This window comes from Fictibacillus sp. Mic-4, assembly GCF_049843615.1.
Classification (GTDB): Bacteria; Bacillota; Bacilli; order Bacillales; family Fictibacillaceae; genus Fictibacillus_A; species Fictibacillus_A gelatini.
Map to the genome: position 1 here is coordinate 39179 of NZ_JBBHZM010000001.1, position 15433 is coordinate 54611.

Here is a 15433-nt window from a genome sequence, read left to right on the forward strand (position 1 = left end):
CATAAAGATTGGCATGAGAAAACTGGTGTTTCTAGAAAGGGTGATCATCATGTGTGGAATAACGGGAATAGTGAACTGGAATAAAGATGTAGCGTCAGAGAAAAACATCGTATTTAAAATGGCGGCAACTCTGTCAAAGAGGGGGCCAGATGCACTGAATGTCTGGGCAGACCGGCATGCAGCCTTTGGCCATGCAAGACTCGTTGTCGTTGATCCGGCGGGCGGCGCCCAGCCAATGGAGAAAGAGAAAAATGGACAGTTTTACACCCTTTGTTACAATGGCGAATTATACAACACCGAAGACATCCGAAAAGAATTGCTGAAGAGGGGGTACACATTTAAAGGGCACTCCGATACAGAAGTGCTGCTAACCTCTTACATTGAGTGGGGCGAAAATTGCGTCAATCACTTTAACGGCATTTATGCATTTGCCATATGGGATGAAAAAGAGCAAAAACTGTTCTTATCAAGGGACCGGCTTGGTGTTAAACCGTTATTTTATTGCGAAAAGGGAAGTCAATTGTTATTCGGTTCAGAAATTAAAGCGATTCTTGCCCATCCGGAAATGAAAGCTGAAATTGATCGAGAAGGACTTCAGGAAATTTTCGGGTTAGGGCCTTCACGCACACCGGGTCATGGCGTTTTTAAAGGGATACAGGAGCTGAGGCCGGGCCACTCGATGCGCTTCGATCATAAAGGGCTTAAAATTTGGCGGTATTGGAATGTGAAAAGTGAGGGACATGTACACACATTAGAAGAGACGGTTGAAAATGTAAGATTTTTGTTAACAGATGCGATCACAAGGCAATTAGTGGCTGATGTTCCAGTTTGTACGTTTCTTTCAGGTGGGGTTGATTCAAGTGCGATCAGCGCGATTGCTGCAAGATATTTTAAAGAAGAGAGAAGAGGGGACCTTCATACGTTTAGCATCGATTATGAGGAGAATGATAAATATTTCAAGTCGAGCCTTTTTCAGCCAAATGCGGATGGTCCATGGATAGAGAAAATGGTGGAAGCAATTGGCTCAAAGCACCATTCGCATGTCATTGATATGGAACTTCTTGTCAATCACTTGAAAGAAGCGGTCATTGTGAAAGATTTACCGGGGATGGCTGACGTTGATTCGTCGTTATTATGGTTTTGCCGCCGGATTAAAGAGCATTCTACCGTCGCTCTTTCCGGGGAATGTGCAGATGAAATTTTCGGTGGATATCCGTGGTTCCATAAAGAAGAACTAATGAGCCGGGAATCGTTCCCCTGGATGAGCTCAACAAAAGAAAGAGAAGATTTATTGCTCCCTTATTGGAAAGAGAAATTGAATTTGCACGATTATGTAAAAGTCCGTTATCAAGAAACGATTGATGAAATGCCGCGATTGGATGGCGAAGATAAAAAAGAAGAGAGGCGGCGGGAAATCTTTTATTTGAATATGCTCTGGTTTATGACAAATCTTCTTGACCGGAAGGACCGGATGAGCATGGGAGCAAGCCTTGAAGTTCGCGTGCCGTTTGCCGACCATCGGATTGTTGAATACGTCTGGAACATCCCGTGGGAAATGAAAATGTTAAATGGCAGGGAAAAAGGAATTTTGCGCAAAGCTTTGGAAGGAATTCTGCCAGATGAAGTGCTTTATCGAAAGAAAAGCCCATATCCAAAAACCCACCATCCGAAATATACTGAAAGCGTAAAAGAATGGCTGCAAGCGATTATAAATCATCCCGCCTCGCCGATTCTCGAGCTCTTGAATAAAGAAAAAATCCAGGCGATTATCGATACGAACGGGGAAGCTTTTAAAGTGCCATGGTTCGGCCAATTAATGACAGGTCCGCAATTAATCGCCCACCTTGCACAAATCGATACGTGGCTTTCGGAGTACAAGATTAATATTGTGGATTAGAAGAACGAACAGACTAAGTAGCCTTAGTCTGTTCGTTTATGAATCATGTAAATCCCGAACCCATAGGCCGGCAAATGAAGTTGAAAGCTGCTTCCAAATTCAATGCTTCTATTGTTCCAGAGGTCGGTAACCGTATGATTTGTCACAAATTGAGTTAGATCAATTGACTGGTTCTTTTCGCACGGATTCATGGCGATAATAATTGCTTCATCAGAAATCTTTTTTTCATAAACAAGAAGGTTCGTCGCCGGATCTGCTTCAAGAAAAGAGAGCTTGCCTCCGGTTCCGAAAGCGTGATACGTTTTGCGCAGTTCAATCAATTTTTTTATATGCTCGAACAAGTCTAGATCCTGTTTGTCTTTTTCCCAGATCATGCATTCACGGCAACCGGGATCCTGGCCGCCTGTCATCCCGATCTCATCTCCGTAATAAATGCAGGGGGAACCGGGGTAAGAGAGCATGAACAAATAAAGTAGTTTCACTTTCTGTTTATTTTCGCCGCAAAGCGTCAAAATCCGCGGAGTATCATGCGAGCCAAGCAAATTAAACAGCGCTTCATTCACGTTTTCTGGATAGGAATGAAGAATGCGGGTGATTGCAGAAGCGAATGAATCCGCACGCATCGCCCCCTTAGCGAAAAAATCAGTGACGGCTGCTGTAAACGGGTAATTCATGACGCTGTCAAACTGGTCTCCCCGGAGCCACGGCTGGGCGTCATGCCAGATTTCTCCTAAAATATACAAATCAGGTTTAATCGATTTTACCTCATTTCGAAAGTCCCTCCAAAACGCGTGATCGACCTCATTTGCCACATCAAGCCGCCAGCCGTCAATATCAAATTCCTCCACCCAGTAACGGGCGACGGAAAGAAGATAGCTCTTTACTTCAGGGTGGGATGTATTGAGCTTTGGCATTCTCGGTTCAAAAGCAAATGTATCGTAATTCGGATTTGGTTTCGTCTGAACGGATTCCTCCCATAAATGAAACCAACCGGCATAAGGAGAGTTTTTGCCGTTTTTTACAACATCCTGAAATGGCGGGAAATGAAATCCTGTATGGTTAAACACCGCATCCAGCATCACTTTGATCCCATTTTGATGGCAAACGTCTACCATTCGGCGAAAGGTTGCTTTATCGCCGAATTGGGGATCAATTTCCATATAGTCGATCGTATCATACTTGTGATTCGAACTCGCCTTAAAGATGGGGGTGAAATAAATCCCTGTCACACCCAATTGGACGAGGTGATCTATATGATCAATGACGCCCTGAAAATCGCCACCGAAGAAATTGGCAGGAGTTGGTTCTGCGCTTCCCCAGGCGAGCGTACCTTCCGGATCATTTTTCGCATCTCCATTCGCGAATCGTTCAGGAAAGATTTGATACCAGACCGTGTCTTTTGACCATTCAGGCGCCTTGAAAACATCGGCCTGATGTAAAAAAGGAAAGCAAAAGTAGTAAGCGGTATCTTCAGGCGCTTTTTTATAAAATCCTTTTTCGGTGTAAATATAGCGCTCCTTTTCGTCAGATACGTCAAAGCCATAACGGAGCCTGCGAAAAGGGGGTGTAACCTCGATCATATAATAGTCAAAATACTCGTCACTTCCCGAGAGACGCATTTCCTTTTTCGTATATTGCCAACGGCCGCTGTTCCAATCATATGGATCTCCATAAAGTAAATAGACGTTTGTTAAATCACCTTTTTTCGCCCGCAACCGGATATGGAGCGCCTTTTGATGATAGGCATAAGCATACGTATCGGTTGGTTGATGAAAAATTGCTTCTAGTAACATTTCTCGTCTCCTTCCCAGAGTGCAATCGTTTGCACTAATTATACCATAACTACTAAAATAGTAACGTCAATAGGATTAAAAATTTTCAAAAAAAGAGTTGAAATAGTGATATAGGCATGTATAATAAAACTATAAGTTTGTGCAAACGTTTCCGCAAAATATGTCGGATTTTATTTTTGCAGAATGGTGCAACCGTTTGCAAAGCAATTTATTATATAAAAGGGGGATATTGGAATGAAGAAATGGTTAGCGAGTTTAATGACACTATTCTTGTTGTTAGGCGTTCTTTCCGCATGTGGGCCAAAAGAATCAAGTAGCGGCGAAACTGGCAACAACGGCTCAAAAGAGACAAAACCTGAAAAATTAGTGATTTGGGAAGATAAGGACAAAGGAGCCGGATTGAAACCGGCCATTGAAAAATTTGAGAAAAAGTATGGCATTAAAGTGGAATATAAAGAGATGCCGATGCTCGACCAGCAAGACAAATTACGTCTTGATGGCCCGGCTGGTAAAGGGCCTGATGTGATTACGACTCCGCATGACCGTGTAGGGCCGCTTGTAACGGAAGGGCTAATTGCGCCGCTTGACATCTCTAGTGATGTGACGGGTAAGTTTACGGACTCGTCGATTGCGGCATTAACGTTTAAAGGAAAACTGTATGGGCTTCCAAAATCAACAGAAACGCCTGTTTTCATTTATAACAAAAAATTTATGAAAAAAGCGCCCGAAACGTTAGACGAAGTGTATAAAATGGCGAAAGGTAACAATAGCGGGGCGCAATACGGATTTTTAGCGAACTGGACGGATTTTTATTTCGCTTATGGGATTATAGCTGGGTATGGCGGCTATGTCTTTAAAGACAACAACGGAACGCTCGATCCGAAAGATGTAGGATTGAATAACGAAGGTGCTGTTAAAGGGCTTGATTTTATTACAAAATGGTATAAAGAAGGGCTCTTTCCAAAAGGGGTAGTCGGTGAAAAGGCAGGTCAAACGATCGACGGTTTATTTACAGAAGGAAAAGTGGCTTCTCTAATGAACGGGCCGTGGTCATTCCAGCCGTATAAAGATGCGAAGGTTGATATTGGGATTGCCCCGATGCCGAAACTGCCAAACGGGGAATATGTGAAAACATTTATCGGCGTAAAAGGGTGGAATGTGAGCAGTTTTTCAAAAAACAAAAAATGGGCGACAAAGCTCGTTGAATTTATTACGAATGAAGAAAGCGCGAAAATTCGTTTCGAAAAAACGCAGGAAATTCCGCCAGTTAAATCATTAATGAATGATCCGATTATTGCGGATAATGAAGGGGCAAAAGCGGTTGCCATTCAATCTGAACGGGGAATTCCGATGCCGAATATTCCGGAAATGGCCGAAGTCTGGAAACCGGTCGCCAACGCGTTGCAGCTTGCGGCAACAGGAAAGCAGTCTTCGAATAAAGCGCTCGATGATGCGGTGAAATCAATCAAAGAAAACATTGAAGCAAAACATAGCGGAAAATAGTTTTGTTTGAGAAAGCAGTGCCTGGCTGCTTTCTCTCTTATTTCAACGTCGGAAAGGAGAGGCGTATATGGAAGCAGTGCCGCAGAATATAAAATCCGCACAAAATAAAAGCTTTCACTATCAATCCAATCATAGGAAAACGGCCGTTATTTTATCCATCATCCCTGGTTTAGGCCAGCTTTATCATAAGCAATGGGTTAAAGGGATCTTGTTTCTTACCCTTACTGCATCTTATGTTGCTGTATTTTCAAATCTATTAAATATGGGGCTCTGGGGAATCGTTACACTCGGGACTGAACTGCCGCGGGATCATTCGATTTTTTTGCTTGTCGAAGGAATTATTGCCCTTATTGTTATTACGATCGGGGTCGCCTTTTATGCATTTAATTTATACGATGCCTATCAAACTGGTAAAAAGCGCGATGCCGGCATGCGGCCCTGCACGCTAAGAGAGCAGTACCAGCACACAATCGACAAAGGCTTTCCTTATCTGCTTGTTACACCCGGCTTTTTTCTGCTCATCTTTGTTGTCATTTTTCCGATTCTATTTATGGTCTTTCTTGCCTTTACCAACTATGATTTATACCATTCTCCGCCTGCAAAACTCGTAGATTGGGTCGGCTTTCAAAATTTTATTGATATGTTCAAGCTTGATATTTGGCGGGAAACGTTTGTCTCCGTCTTTTCGTGGACAATCATTTGGACATTTACGGCGACAACGCTTCAGATTGCTGTCGGTATTGGGCTTGCTGTCATGATGAATCAAAAAGATGTAAAGCTTAAAGGGCTGTTTCGCACGATTCTTATACTTCCATGGGCGGTTCCAGCCTTCGTATCGATTCTCGTCTTTAGCGGAATGTTCAATGATTCGTTCGGGGCCATCAATCATGACGTACTCGCCTTCTTTGGAGTAAAAGACATTCCGTGGCTCACCGACCCATTTTGGACGAAAGTCGCTCTTATATTCATTCAAACATGGCTCGGGTTTCCATTTGTGATGGCGATGACGACAGGCGTATTGCAATCCATCCCAAATGAATTGTACGAGGCGGCGACGATCGATGGGGCAACGAGCTGGGATAAATTCCGGACGATTACGCTTCCAATGGTTTTATATTCGACAGCGCCGATTTTAATTACGCAATATACGTTTAACTTTAACAACTTTAATGTCATTTATCTGTTTAACTCAGGGGGGCCTGCCGTCGCCAGTCAAAACGCAGGGGGAACGGACATACTGATTTCCTGGATCTACCAGATGACAATGACGTCGGCCCAATATTCGAAAGCGGCTGCGGTTACTGTAGTGTTATCGATCATCGTAATTCTGGTCGCGCTCTTTAACTTCAGGAGAACGAAAGCGTTTAAGGATGAAGGGAAGGTGTAAGAAATGAAAATGAAACAAGCAAAATGGGTTCGCCTGTCGTTTACGTATCTCATCCTTTGCGTTGCCGCCCTTATTGTCATTTACCCGCTCCTCTGGGTCGTCGGTTCTTCGCTTAATCCTGGCAACAGCCTGACAAGCTCGACGATTATACCGGAACACGCAACGTTTAGCCATTATAAAGAATTGTTTACAAAAACAGAGTATGTCACATGGTATTGGAATACATTGAAAATATGTGTGTGTACAATGAGCCTGTCCGTCATTTTTATCGGCTTGACCGCCTACGCCTTTTCTCGTTATCGCTTTGTCGGACGGAAGAACGGGCTGATGCTTTTTTTAATTTTGCAAATGGTGCCGCAGTTTGTCGCGATTTTAGCCATTTATATTTTGGCCAATCTTGTCGGGCTCCTTGATACCCATCTTGCCCTCATCCTTGTCTATGTCGGCGGGTTGATTCCGATGAATACGTGGCTCGCGAAAGGGTATTATGACACGATCCCGAAAGAATTGGATGAATCGGCCCGAATTGACGGTGCCGGCCATCTTGTCATCTTTTTCAAAATTATATTGCCGCTTTCTAAACCGATACTGGCAGTCATTGCGCTGTTCAGTTTTATTTCGCCGTTTGCCGACTTTATACTTGCTTCAATTTTGCTGCGGTCGGATGAGAAGCAAACACTGGCCGTTGGTCTTTTTAACATGGTATCGGACGAATTCGGCAACCAATTTACGTTGTTCGCCGCAGGCTCGGTCTTGATTGCCATTCCGATTGCGATTTTATTTATAGCCTTGCAGCGTTATTTCGTTTCCGGCTTAACGGCAGGAGGAACAAAAGGCTAATGTTTCAAACTGAAAACAGATAAAGCGGGGGGGGGTTAACTGTTTAAAGGAAATTTGCAAAAGATTATAAAACCCTGCTATTAATTAACAGGGTTTTTGCCGCTTAGTTAATAAATCTTCAATGGCTTCATCCAGGAGCTTTGATATTGGTACTTTAGTTTGTTCTGATAGCTCCTTTAAAGCCATATATAATTCCGTTTTTATTGCATTTGAAAGAGGGGTTCTTGTTTTCAATCCTCTTGATGGCTTCATTGTAATCACCTCGTTTTAATTATATCTTTAATACAAATTACTTGCAACTACAAGTAGTTTAGGCGTAATTAAAAATAGGGAGGTGAATTTTTTGATACTTGCGAAAAAGGTTAGATTGAAGCCAACTTTCGAACAAGAAAAACAGTTATGGAAATCAGTTGGAACAGCCAGATGGGTATATAACTGGGCTCTTTTTAAACAAGAAGAAAATTATAAGCATGGCGATAGATGTTGGAGTAAAAGAATTAGCGGTATGTTCTAATGGAATGGTGTTTAAGAATATTAACAAGACAAGAACAGTGAAAAAGGCAGAGAAACACCTTCGTCGGTTGCAGCGCAGGGTTTCTCGTAAATATGAAATGAATAAGGAGGGGAACCGTTTCGTCAAAACAAGCAACATTATAAAACACGAAAAGAAAATTCGTTTAGTGCAACGAAAGCTTACAAACATCCGTAATAATCACATTCACCAGGTGACATGCGCTATCGTGAAAACCAAACCAGGCGCACTAGTCGTGGAAACATTGAATGTGAAAGGGTTGATGAAAAATAAGCATTTAGCAAAAGCGATCGGGAAACAGAAGTTATATGACTTCAAAGTTAAACTACAGTACAAGTGCGAGAAGTATGGAATAACGTTTGTCGAAGTGGATAAATGGTATCCATCATCAAAAATGTGTTCTAGATGTGGGTCGATTAAGAAAGACTTAAAACTTTCTGATCGAGTTTACACGTGCACTTGTGGTTTAGAAATGGATCGGGATGTAAATGCTTCCATCAATCTTGCAAACTATGGAAAATTAGTAGTCTAGTCATCTGCAAGACACTACTAATATGTAGGATTCGTTGTATCCGAATTTAGCCCTCGGAGTGTCATATCAAATGAGAGTAGCTTCGGCAAAATCAGACACGATGAACAGGGAAGCAAACAAAGCTTTGTAGAGTTTTATAAGGTTTTGGCAACGGGATATTATGCTAGATACGAGTTTTGCGATTCATCCGGGAAACACAAATCAATCGGTTCATTCATCGCACATCGACATTGGGAATATGAAATCGTTTAAGCAAAATGAAGATCGATTTGAATTTGCGTGCGAACGCGGGAGTGTCGTAATTCTTTTTTATCGCAAGGATATTGTGCGTGTCGTTATGAATCCTTCCGGGCAACCGAGATTAGAAAGCAGTTTTGCGGTTGTCGCGGTCCCGGAGGAAGTAGGCATTCAAGTAAAGGAAGAGAAACACCAACTTCACATTCGCTCTGAACGCCTTGCTGTCATTGTACAAAAACAACCTTTTCGTCTTTCATTTTACGACGAGACCGGAAATTTGCTCGTTCGGGAAGGCGATTTAGGAATGGCATACAATGAAAAAAAAGAAATGATTTGCTATAAAGAAATGGATAAAGATGATAACTATTACGGCTTTGGGGAAAAAACAGGTTTTCTCAATAAGCGCGGGGAGAAAATGGTCATGTGGAACACGGATATGTACGCTCCGCATAACCCGGAAACCGATACGCTTTATGTTTCCATTCCTTTTTTCATGACCCTTCGAGAAGGAAAAGCCCACGGCATCTTTTTTGATCATACAGGCAAGACGACGTTTGATATGAGAGAGGAAGGGGAGACGTATTCATTTGCCGCTGAAAGCGGCCAGCTCGATTATTATGTGATGGCCGGACGGTCTCCGAAAGCGGTTGTCGAGCAATATACCCATTTAACCGGCAGAGCGCCGCTTCCGCCAAAATGGTCGTTAGGCTACCACCAGTCACGATACAGCTACCAATCGGAAACAGAAGTAAGGGAACTTGCCGAGACGTTTCGTGCAAAAGAAATTCCGCTTGATGTGATCCATTTAGACATTCATTATATGGACGGCTACCGCATCTTTACGTTTGATGGCGAACGTTTCCCGGACCCGGGGAGATTAATTGCCGAATTGAAAGAAAAGGGGATTCGCGTCGTGCCAATCGTCGATCCCGGCGTAAAAGAAGACCCGGAATATTTCCTTTATCAAGAAGGGGTTTATGGGGATCATTTCTGCAAATATTTGCATGGCGATATTTACCACGGCGACGTTTGGCCGGGAAATTCAGCTTTCCCTGATTTTACAAATACGAAAACGCGCAAATGGTGGGGAGAGAAGCATCAAGTTTATACCGACCTCGGAATTTGCGGCATTTGGAATGATATGAATGAACCGGCTGTTTTTAATGAAACGAAGACGATGGATGTAAAAGTGATGCATGGCAATGACGGCAATCCGCAAACACACCGGCAAATGCATAACATATACGGTCTCCTTATGGGCGAAGCGACTTACACTGGATTAAAAGAGTTGCTTCATGGGAGGCGGCCCTTTTTGCTTACGCGAGCCGGCTATGCAGGGGTGCAGCGGTACGCTGCCGTTTGGACGGGCGACAACCGCAGCTTTTGGGAACATCTCGCGTTGTCGCTGCCAATGTGCATGAATTTAGGATTATCGGGAGTGCCATTTGCCGGTCCCGATGTCGGCGGATTTGCCCATGATACGACAAAGGAGCTTCTGATTCGCTGGACCCAGGTCGGCGCCTTTACGCCATTTTTCCGGAATCATAGCGCGATTGAATCAAAGAGGCAGGAGCCGTGGGCATTTGGTGAAGAAGCGGAGCGGATCATAAAGCGCTATATCGAGCTTCGCTACAGGTGGCTGCCGCATCTTTACACATTATTTAAGGAGGCGGCGAGTACTGGATTACCGATAATGCGCCCACTTTTAATGGAATATGCTGATGATGAAAATGTGCTAAACCTATCGGACCAGTTTATGCTTGGGAGCACGGTCATGATTGCTCCAATACTTCAACCGGGAACATCTCATCGAGTTGTCTATTTGCCGGAAGGAAATTGGATCGATTATTGGACGGATGAACGCTATGAAGGAGGGGGGCATCGATTATATAAAGCTTCACTAGAAACGTTGCCGATTTTTATAAAAGAAGGTGCAATCCTTCCACATGGCACGGCAAAACAGTCAACATCAGATCCGGAAACGAAAATGACCTTCCACATTTACGGAACGCCCGATGGAAAAAGCGAATATTGCCTTTATGAAGATGATGGGGAAACGTTCGCTTTCGAAAAAGGAGAGTACTTTGAGCTTAAAATAGGTTGTTCATTTAATAAAGATTTGATTAAAATAGACATGGAAAATACATCTGGCCGGTTCAGACCGACCTGGAAGGAATATGAATTTGTTTTTCATAATGTATCGGAAGATGTTGAAATTATTATAAACGAAGATCGAAAGCTCCCTCAGTTGAATGGAGAAGCTCGTTTGCCTGTAATTACCGTAAAGCTGGACTAAAAAGTAGGGACATTAAATGACCGTCACCATAAAAGATGTCGCAAAGTTTGCCAATGTAGCACCATCAACCGTTTCCCGGGTAATAGCCAACAATCCACGCATATCGGAACGTACAAAGCGGAAAGTAAGAGAGGCGATGGAACAATTAGGGTACCATCCGAATTTTAATGCAAGAAGTCTTGCCAACAAAAGCACACAGGCGATAGGGCTTGTTATGCCGGGCGCCGCTGATAAAACGTTCCAAAATCCGTTCTTTCCGGAAGTGATCCGCGGAATAAGCACGAATGTCCACCGGCATGAGTACGCCTTATATATGGCGACAGGATCAACGGAAGAAGAAATTTTCGAAGGAGTCGTCCGGATGGTGCAGGGAAGACGGGTAGATGGAATCATCTTACTTTATTCAAAAGTCGATGATCAAATAATGGACTATTTATTGGAGCAGCGTTTTCCGTTTACGGTCATTGGGAAACCATTTAAAAATGAACAGGAAATTTCATTTATCGATAATGACAATTTCAAAGCGGCAAAGGAAATGACCGAATATTTAATTTCGCTCGGACACCGGCGGATCGGCTTAGTCGGAGGAAATCCGGATTTAGTCGTTACGATTGACCGATTGCTCGGGTACAAAAAAGCATTAAAGAGCCATGAAATTGCATATGACGATCAGTACATTATCCATGAAGAATTTCTGAAAGAAGGCGGGCAAGAAGCGGTCAGGGAATTGATGGGGCTTTCCTGCCCGCCGACAGCGCTTCTTGTAATGGACGATTTAATGGCTTTTGGTGTTTTAAGCACGTTGTCGGATATGGGGATCGCTGTACCTGAAGATATTTCGATCGGAAGTTTTAATAATCTCATGTTATCCGAATTTTCGACGCCACCGTTAACCTCTGTCGATATAAATATATTCGATCTCGGATATGAGGCGGCAAACAGTCTGATGGAGATGATTCAAGAACCGGAGAGGCCACTGAAGAAAATCACAATTCCGTACCGTCTCGTCTTTCGCCAATCATGCCAAAAGGTAAAAAACAGCATGCAAAATTAATGCGCATGCTGTTTTTACACCCCTTGACCTTTTAGCCAGTTAAGTACCGGGGTGAACGGCTGAACCGCTTTCGTTTTAAAAAAATCGGCAAAGGGATCCCCGTTTCTTTTTATCCGATCAACAATTGTCTCAAGCGGAAAGTGTTCCGGCCGCAAATTGCGGGTCACTTCATGCCAATACAGCGGGGTTGCGACAAGCGCTTCCTCATTTCCGCGAACGGAATACGGAGCGATGATCGTTTTTCCTTCCGCATGCTGGACATAATCGATATAGCATCGTTTTCCGCGGTTTTTTTTCAGCCGCTCGGTCGTAAACCAGCCAGGCTCTTTTGAAACGAGATAGTCCGCGATAAATTTTGTGAATTTCCGTGTATCATCAAACGTATATTTTTGTTCAGGCAAAGGGAAATAGACTTGCATCCCTTTGTTTCCGCTCGTCTTCACAAAGGATATCAGTTTCAATTTATCGCTGATTTCTTTAATCATTAATGCTGCTTCGATGGAAAGGTGAAATTCATCTCTCGATGGGGGATCAAGATCCATCACGATTTCGGAAGGTCTTAACGTACGAATCGTCCGAAAGGGGATATGCAGCTCAAAAGAAAGCTGGTTGCCAAGCCATAATAATGTCGGCAAGTCTGAACAAACAACATAATTAATATCATCTTCTTTAAACGTTTGGACAAAGTCAGGGGCATAATCCGGACAGTTTTTTTGGAAAAAGCGCTCCGAATGAACCCCATGTGGGTAGCGGATGACCGTTAAAGTCCTGTCTTTTAAAAATGGAAGGATGAACGGGGCGATTTGCGTTAAATATTCTAAGTAATGAATTTTAAGAAGATTTTTCTCCGGCCATAACGGTTTGTCCGGACTCGTAATCGAAACGCTTTTTCCATTCACGATAATGTCTGCATGCTCTTTAGCCTTTCCCACACCTATTCCTCCCAAGGAAATTGATCAAATTCTTTCCTGACATCATAATGTTTCAAAAATACATTCCTCTGGAGAAACATCGACAAATGCCTGTATGCTGGGTTGCCTTATCGATCTTCCCTCCGTCCATTCCATATACTGAATTTTTATTGTAATGACGGGTCTTAACCAAATCGCCTCATTTATTCTTTGAGGTTTATTTATAAATGGCCGCTCACTCACTACTAAAGGTTGGATTTTCTCTGTTAGTTCCCTCCAATCGGACGCAGTTAATTTTCCCGTTCCTGCATGTCCGATATAACAAAAATGTCCTTCATCATCATACAAACCAAGTAACAGGCTATTTACAATCCCCTGGCGTAGTGTGACACCGCCAACTACGGCAATCAAGTCGCGATAATTTTTCTTCTTCTGCCAGCGGTGGTCTTTTCCGTTGATTGCATATTTACTATTGAGGTCTTTAAGGACAATTCCTTCTAATCCTTGTTTTTTAACAGCTTCAAATAACGTATTGCCGTCACTGAATGAAGGGACCAACTGGATATTTTCACCCGGAATCATAATGTCTGAAAGAATCTCGATTCGGTCAGCTAACTTGAATTCGTTGATCCACTGTCCATCGCAAAAAACAACATCGAAAATCATATATACAATGGAGACTTGTTTTCTAACTTGTCCGACTCTTTCCATCCGGCGAATTCCATCTCGGCGCATCACTTCATGAAAGGAAGGTTTTCCATCGGCTCCAAGAGCAATGACTTCTCCATCTAAAATGACGGATTTCGCATGACAATAGGATTGGATATTTAGCAGCTCCGGATAGTGTGAAGTCCGTTCCTTTAATTTCCGATTAAACAAACGTACCCTATTCCCATCATTGTATGTAAGGATTCGTACACCGTCCCACTTCACTTGCGAAACCCATTGTTTTCCTTCAGGTATTTGGTCGGTTTTCACTGGCTCGAATGGAATAATCGGCTTCAGTTCCATCTATACCTCCTCGAACCGAGAATTCCAATGACATCATCATTGGAATTCTCGGCTCCTTCGATTTCATATACCAATTAAAACGTGTTATAAATATTTTGGCACGTTTCTGGCGTCGGCTGATAAAAACAGTGGCCTTTGTATCGAGATACAAACGGCTGGTTATACCATTGTGGAGGACAATTTCCCGGCGGCTTGAAATACCATAAACTATATTTCGCAGGCCAGAATCTTTCCCCGTTAACTACCCGACGTGCCAGGCGCCGTTCACTTTCTCTTGGCGCTTGATAAAAATAGCCGTGGATCACAGCCTCAAATGCATGGGGTTGAAAAACCATTTGACGAATGGTGCGAAGCCCTTTAAAGTCGGAACAGTTTGCTCTGATCCGGTTAATTCCAACGTTCCCGACAAGAAGCATTCCTTGCTTTCCTTCACCTTCCGCTTCTGCCCTGAGCAACCTGGCTAAAAGATTGATGTCCGCCTTCGTCGCTTGAACAACTGCCACTCTCTTCACCTCCAATAGTAATCCTTTTATCATATTACAATTATGGGAAGATGATGATTAATGGAAGGCAAGACTTACCTTTAGTTTCGTTATTATGCTTCTTTCTTTTTTGTCGTTTTCCGTTTTTTCGTCGTCGTTTTCGCAGGTTCTGACGCTGTTTTTGTTTGATCAATGCTTGCCTGAAGCGCTTCCATCAAATCAACGACATTTGTTTTTGGCCGTTCGGCAGCAACTTTAATTTCATCACCAGAAATTTTATGATGAATAAGATCTAAAAGCGCTTCACGATATTCATCTTTATATTTTTCCGGTTCAAATGGCGTTGTTAGCTGTTCAATCAACTGTTTTGCCATGTCAAGTTCCTTATCATTAATCGCAAAATCTTCGTCGATTCCAGGAACGTGATCGATATTCCGGACTTCATCCGGATAGTAAATCGTTTCCATCACGAGCCCTTTATCATATACGCGGACGGCAGCCATGCTTTCTTTGGAACGGATCGTAATTTTCGCAAGGCCAATCTTCCCGGTTTCCTCCATTGCCCGCTTCAATAGCTTGAACGGTTTCCCGCCGTTTTCACCGGGCCCAATAAAATAGGATCGGTTGTAATACAATGGGTCGATTTCTTCTAATTGAATAAAGTCGACAATTTCAATCGCTTTATTTTTCATTCCGGCAAGCTGTTCGAAGTCTTCTTTGTCTACGACGACAAACTTTCCAGGTTCATATTCATAGCCTTTTACGATTTGCTCTTGCTCCACCTTTTCATTACATACGGGGCATATTTTTTCATATTTGATCGGGTTGTTGCATTTGGAATGGAGATAGCGCATTTTAATATCTTTGTCTTCGGTTGCACTATACAGTTTGATCGGTATATTGACAAGCCCGAAACTAATCGAGCCTTTCCACATTGTATGCATGTTATCACTTCACT

The 15433-nt window shown here is 43.0% G+C and carries 13 protein-coding genes and 1 pseudogene; 8 read left to right on the top strand and 6 right to left on the bottom strand.

Annotated elements, in window-relative coordinates:
- Positions 1 to 49: 49 nt before the first annotated feature.
- A complete protein-coding gene (gene asnB, locus WD019_RS00170; protein ID WP_425710326.1) occupies positions 50 to 1897 on the top strand; it encodes an asparagine synthase (glutamine-hydrolyzing) in 1848 nt (615 codons plus the stop codon).
- Between the two features lie 23 nt (positions 1898 to 1920).
- Here the strand turns inward: asnB and WD019_RS00175 are convergent, their stop codons facing one another.
- The gene (locus WD019_RS00175; RefSeq protein ID WP_425710327.1) at positions 1921 to 3690 is read right to left on the bottom strand and encodes an alpha-glycosidase; all 1770 of its coding nucleotides are present in this window, start codon (positions 3688 to 3690) and stop codon (positions 1921 to 1923) included.
- A gap of 234 nt (positions 3691 to 3924) precedes the next feature.
- On the opposite strand from WD019_RS00175, the gene WD019_RS00180 reads away from it, so the two are divergent.
- From WD019_RS00180 to WD019_RS00190, 3 genes are all read left to right on the top strand, one after another.
- On the top strand, positions 3925 to 5193 hold the full coding sequence (locus WD019_RS00180) for an extracellular solute-binding protein (RefSeq protein WP_026676150.1): 1269 nt from the start codon (positions 3925 to 3927) through the stop codon (positions 5191 to 5193).
- A 67-nt stretch (positions 5194 to 5260) separates the two neighbouring features.
- Positions 5261 to 6580 (top strand): carbohydrate ABC transporter permease, encoded by a 1320-nt coding sequence (locus tag WD019_RS00185; protein ID WP_035349763.1) that lies wholly within the window; start codon positions 5261 to 5263, stop codon positions 6578 to 6580.
- Between the two features lie 3 nt (positions 6581 to 6583).
- Positions 6584 to 7420, top strand: a complete 837-nt coding sequence (locus WD019_RS00190; protein WP_425710328.1) for a sugar ABC transporter permease — start codon at positions 6584 to 6586, stop codon at positions 7418 to 7420.
- An 84-nt stretch (positions 7421 to 7504) separates the two neighbouring features.
- Here WD019_RS00190 and WD019_RS00195 read toward each other — a convergent pair whose 3' ends face one another.
- The gene (locus WD019_RS00195; RefSeq protein ID WP_081412543.1) at positions 7505 to 7672 is read right to left on the bottom strand and encodes a ribbon-helix-helix domain-containing protein; all 168 of its coding nucleotides are present in this window, start codon (positions 7670 to 7672) and stop codon (positions 7505 to 7507) included.
- An 82-nt stretch (positions 7673 to 7754) separates the two neighbouring features.
- Between WD019_RS00195 and WD019_RS21870 the strand changes: the two genes are divergently transcribed.
- The 4 genes and pseudogenes from WD019_RS21870 to WD019_RS00210 all read left to right on the top strand — a co-directional run bounded on the left by WD019_RS21870 (position 7755) and on the right by WD019_RS00210 (position 12071).
- The gene (locus WD019_RS21870) at positions 7755 to 7934 is read left to right on the top strand and encodes a helix-turn-helix domain-containing protein (protein ID WP_428845942.1); all 180 of its coding nucleotides are present in this window, start codon (positions 7755 to 7757) and stop codon (positions 7932 to 7934) included.
- A pseudogene (locus tag WD019_RS00200) lies at positions 7888 to 8484 on the top strand (RNA-guided endonuclease InsQ/TnpB family protein); the annotation flags it as partial. The gene WD019_RS21870 and the pseudogene WD019_RS00200, both read left to right, overlap by 47 nt.
- A 160-nt stretch (positions 8485 to 8644) precedes the next feature.
- Positions 8645 to 11017, top strand: a complete 2373-nt coding sequence (locus WD019_RS00205; RefSeq protein ID WP_425710329.1) for a glycoside hydrolase family 31 protein — start codon at positions 8645 to 8647, stop codon at positions 11015 to 11017.
- Positions 11018 to 11033: 16 nt separating this feature from the next.
- A complete protein-coding gene (locus WD019_RS00210) occupies positions 11034 to 12071 on the top strand; it encodes a LacI family DNA-binding transcriptional regulator (RefSeq protein ID WP_026676145.1) in 1038 nt (345 codons plus the stop codon).
- Positions 12072 to 12085: 14 nt separating this feature from the next.
- Here WD019_RS00210 and ligD read toward each other — a convergent pair whose 3' ends face one another.
- The 4 genes from ligD to WD019_RS00230 all read right to left on the bottom strand — a co-directional run bounded on the left by ligD (position 12086) and on the right by WD019_RS00230 (position 15419).
- Positions 12086 to 13003 carry a non-homologous end-joining DNA ligase gene (gene ligD / locus WD019_RS00215; protein ID WP_425710330.1) on the bottom strand — a complete coding sequence of 306 codons (918 nt, stop codon included), beginning with the start codon at positions 13001 to 13003 and terminating at the stop codon, positions 12086 to 12088.
- Positions 13004 to 13045: 42 nt separating this feature from the next.
- Positions 13046 to 13993 (bottom strand): DNA ligase, encoded by a 948-nt coding sequence (locus tag WD019_RS00220; protein WP_425710331.1) that lies wholly within the window; start codon positions 13991 to 13993, stop codon positions 13046 to 13048.
- A gap of 74 nt (positions 13994 to 14067) precedes the next feature.
- Positions 14068 to 14496 carry a cell wall hydrolase gene (locus WD019_RS00225; RefSeq protein WP_425710332.1) on the bottom strand — a complete coding sequence of 143 codons (429 nt, stop codon included), beginning with the start codon at positions 14494 to 14496 and terminating at the stop codon, positions 14068 to 14070.
- 92 nt (positions 14497 to 14588) lie between these two features.
- The gene (locus WD019_RS00230) at positions 14589 to 15419 is read right to left on the bottom strand and encodes a Ku protein (RefSeq protein WP_026676141.1); all 831 of its coding nucleotides are present in this window, start codon (positions 15417 to 15419) and stop codon (positions 14589 to 14591) included.
- Positions 15420 to 15433: the final 14 nt, after the last annotated feature.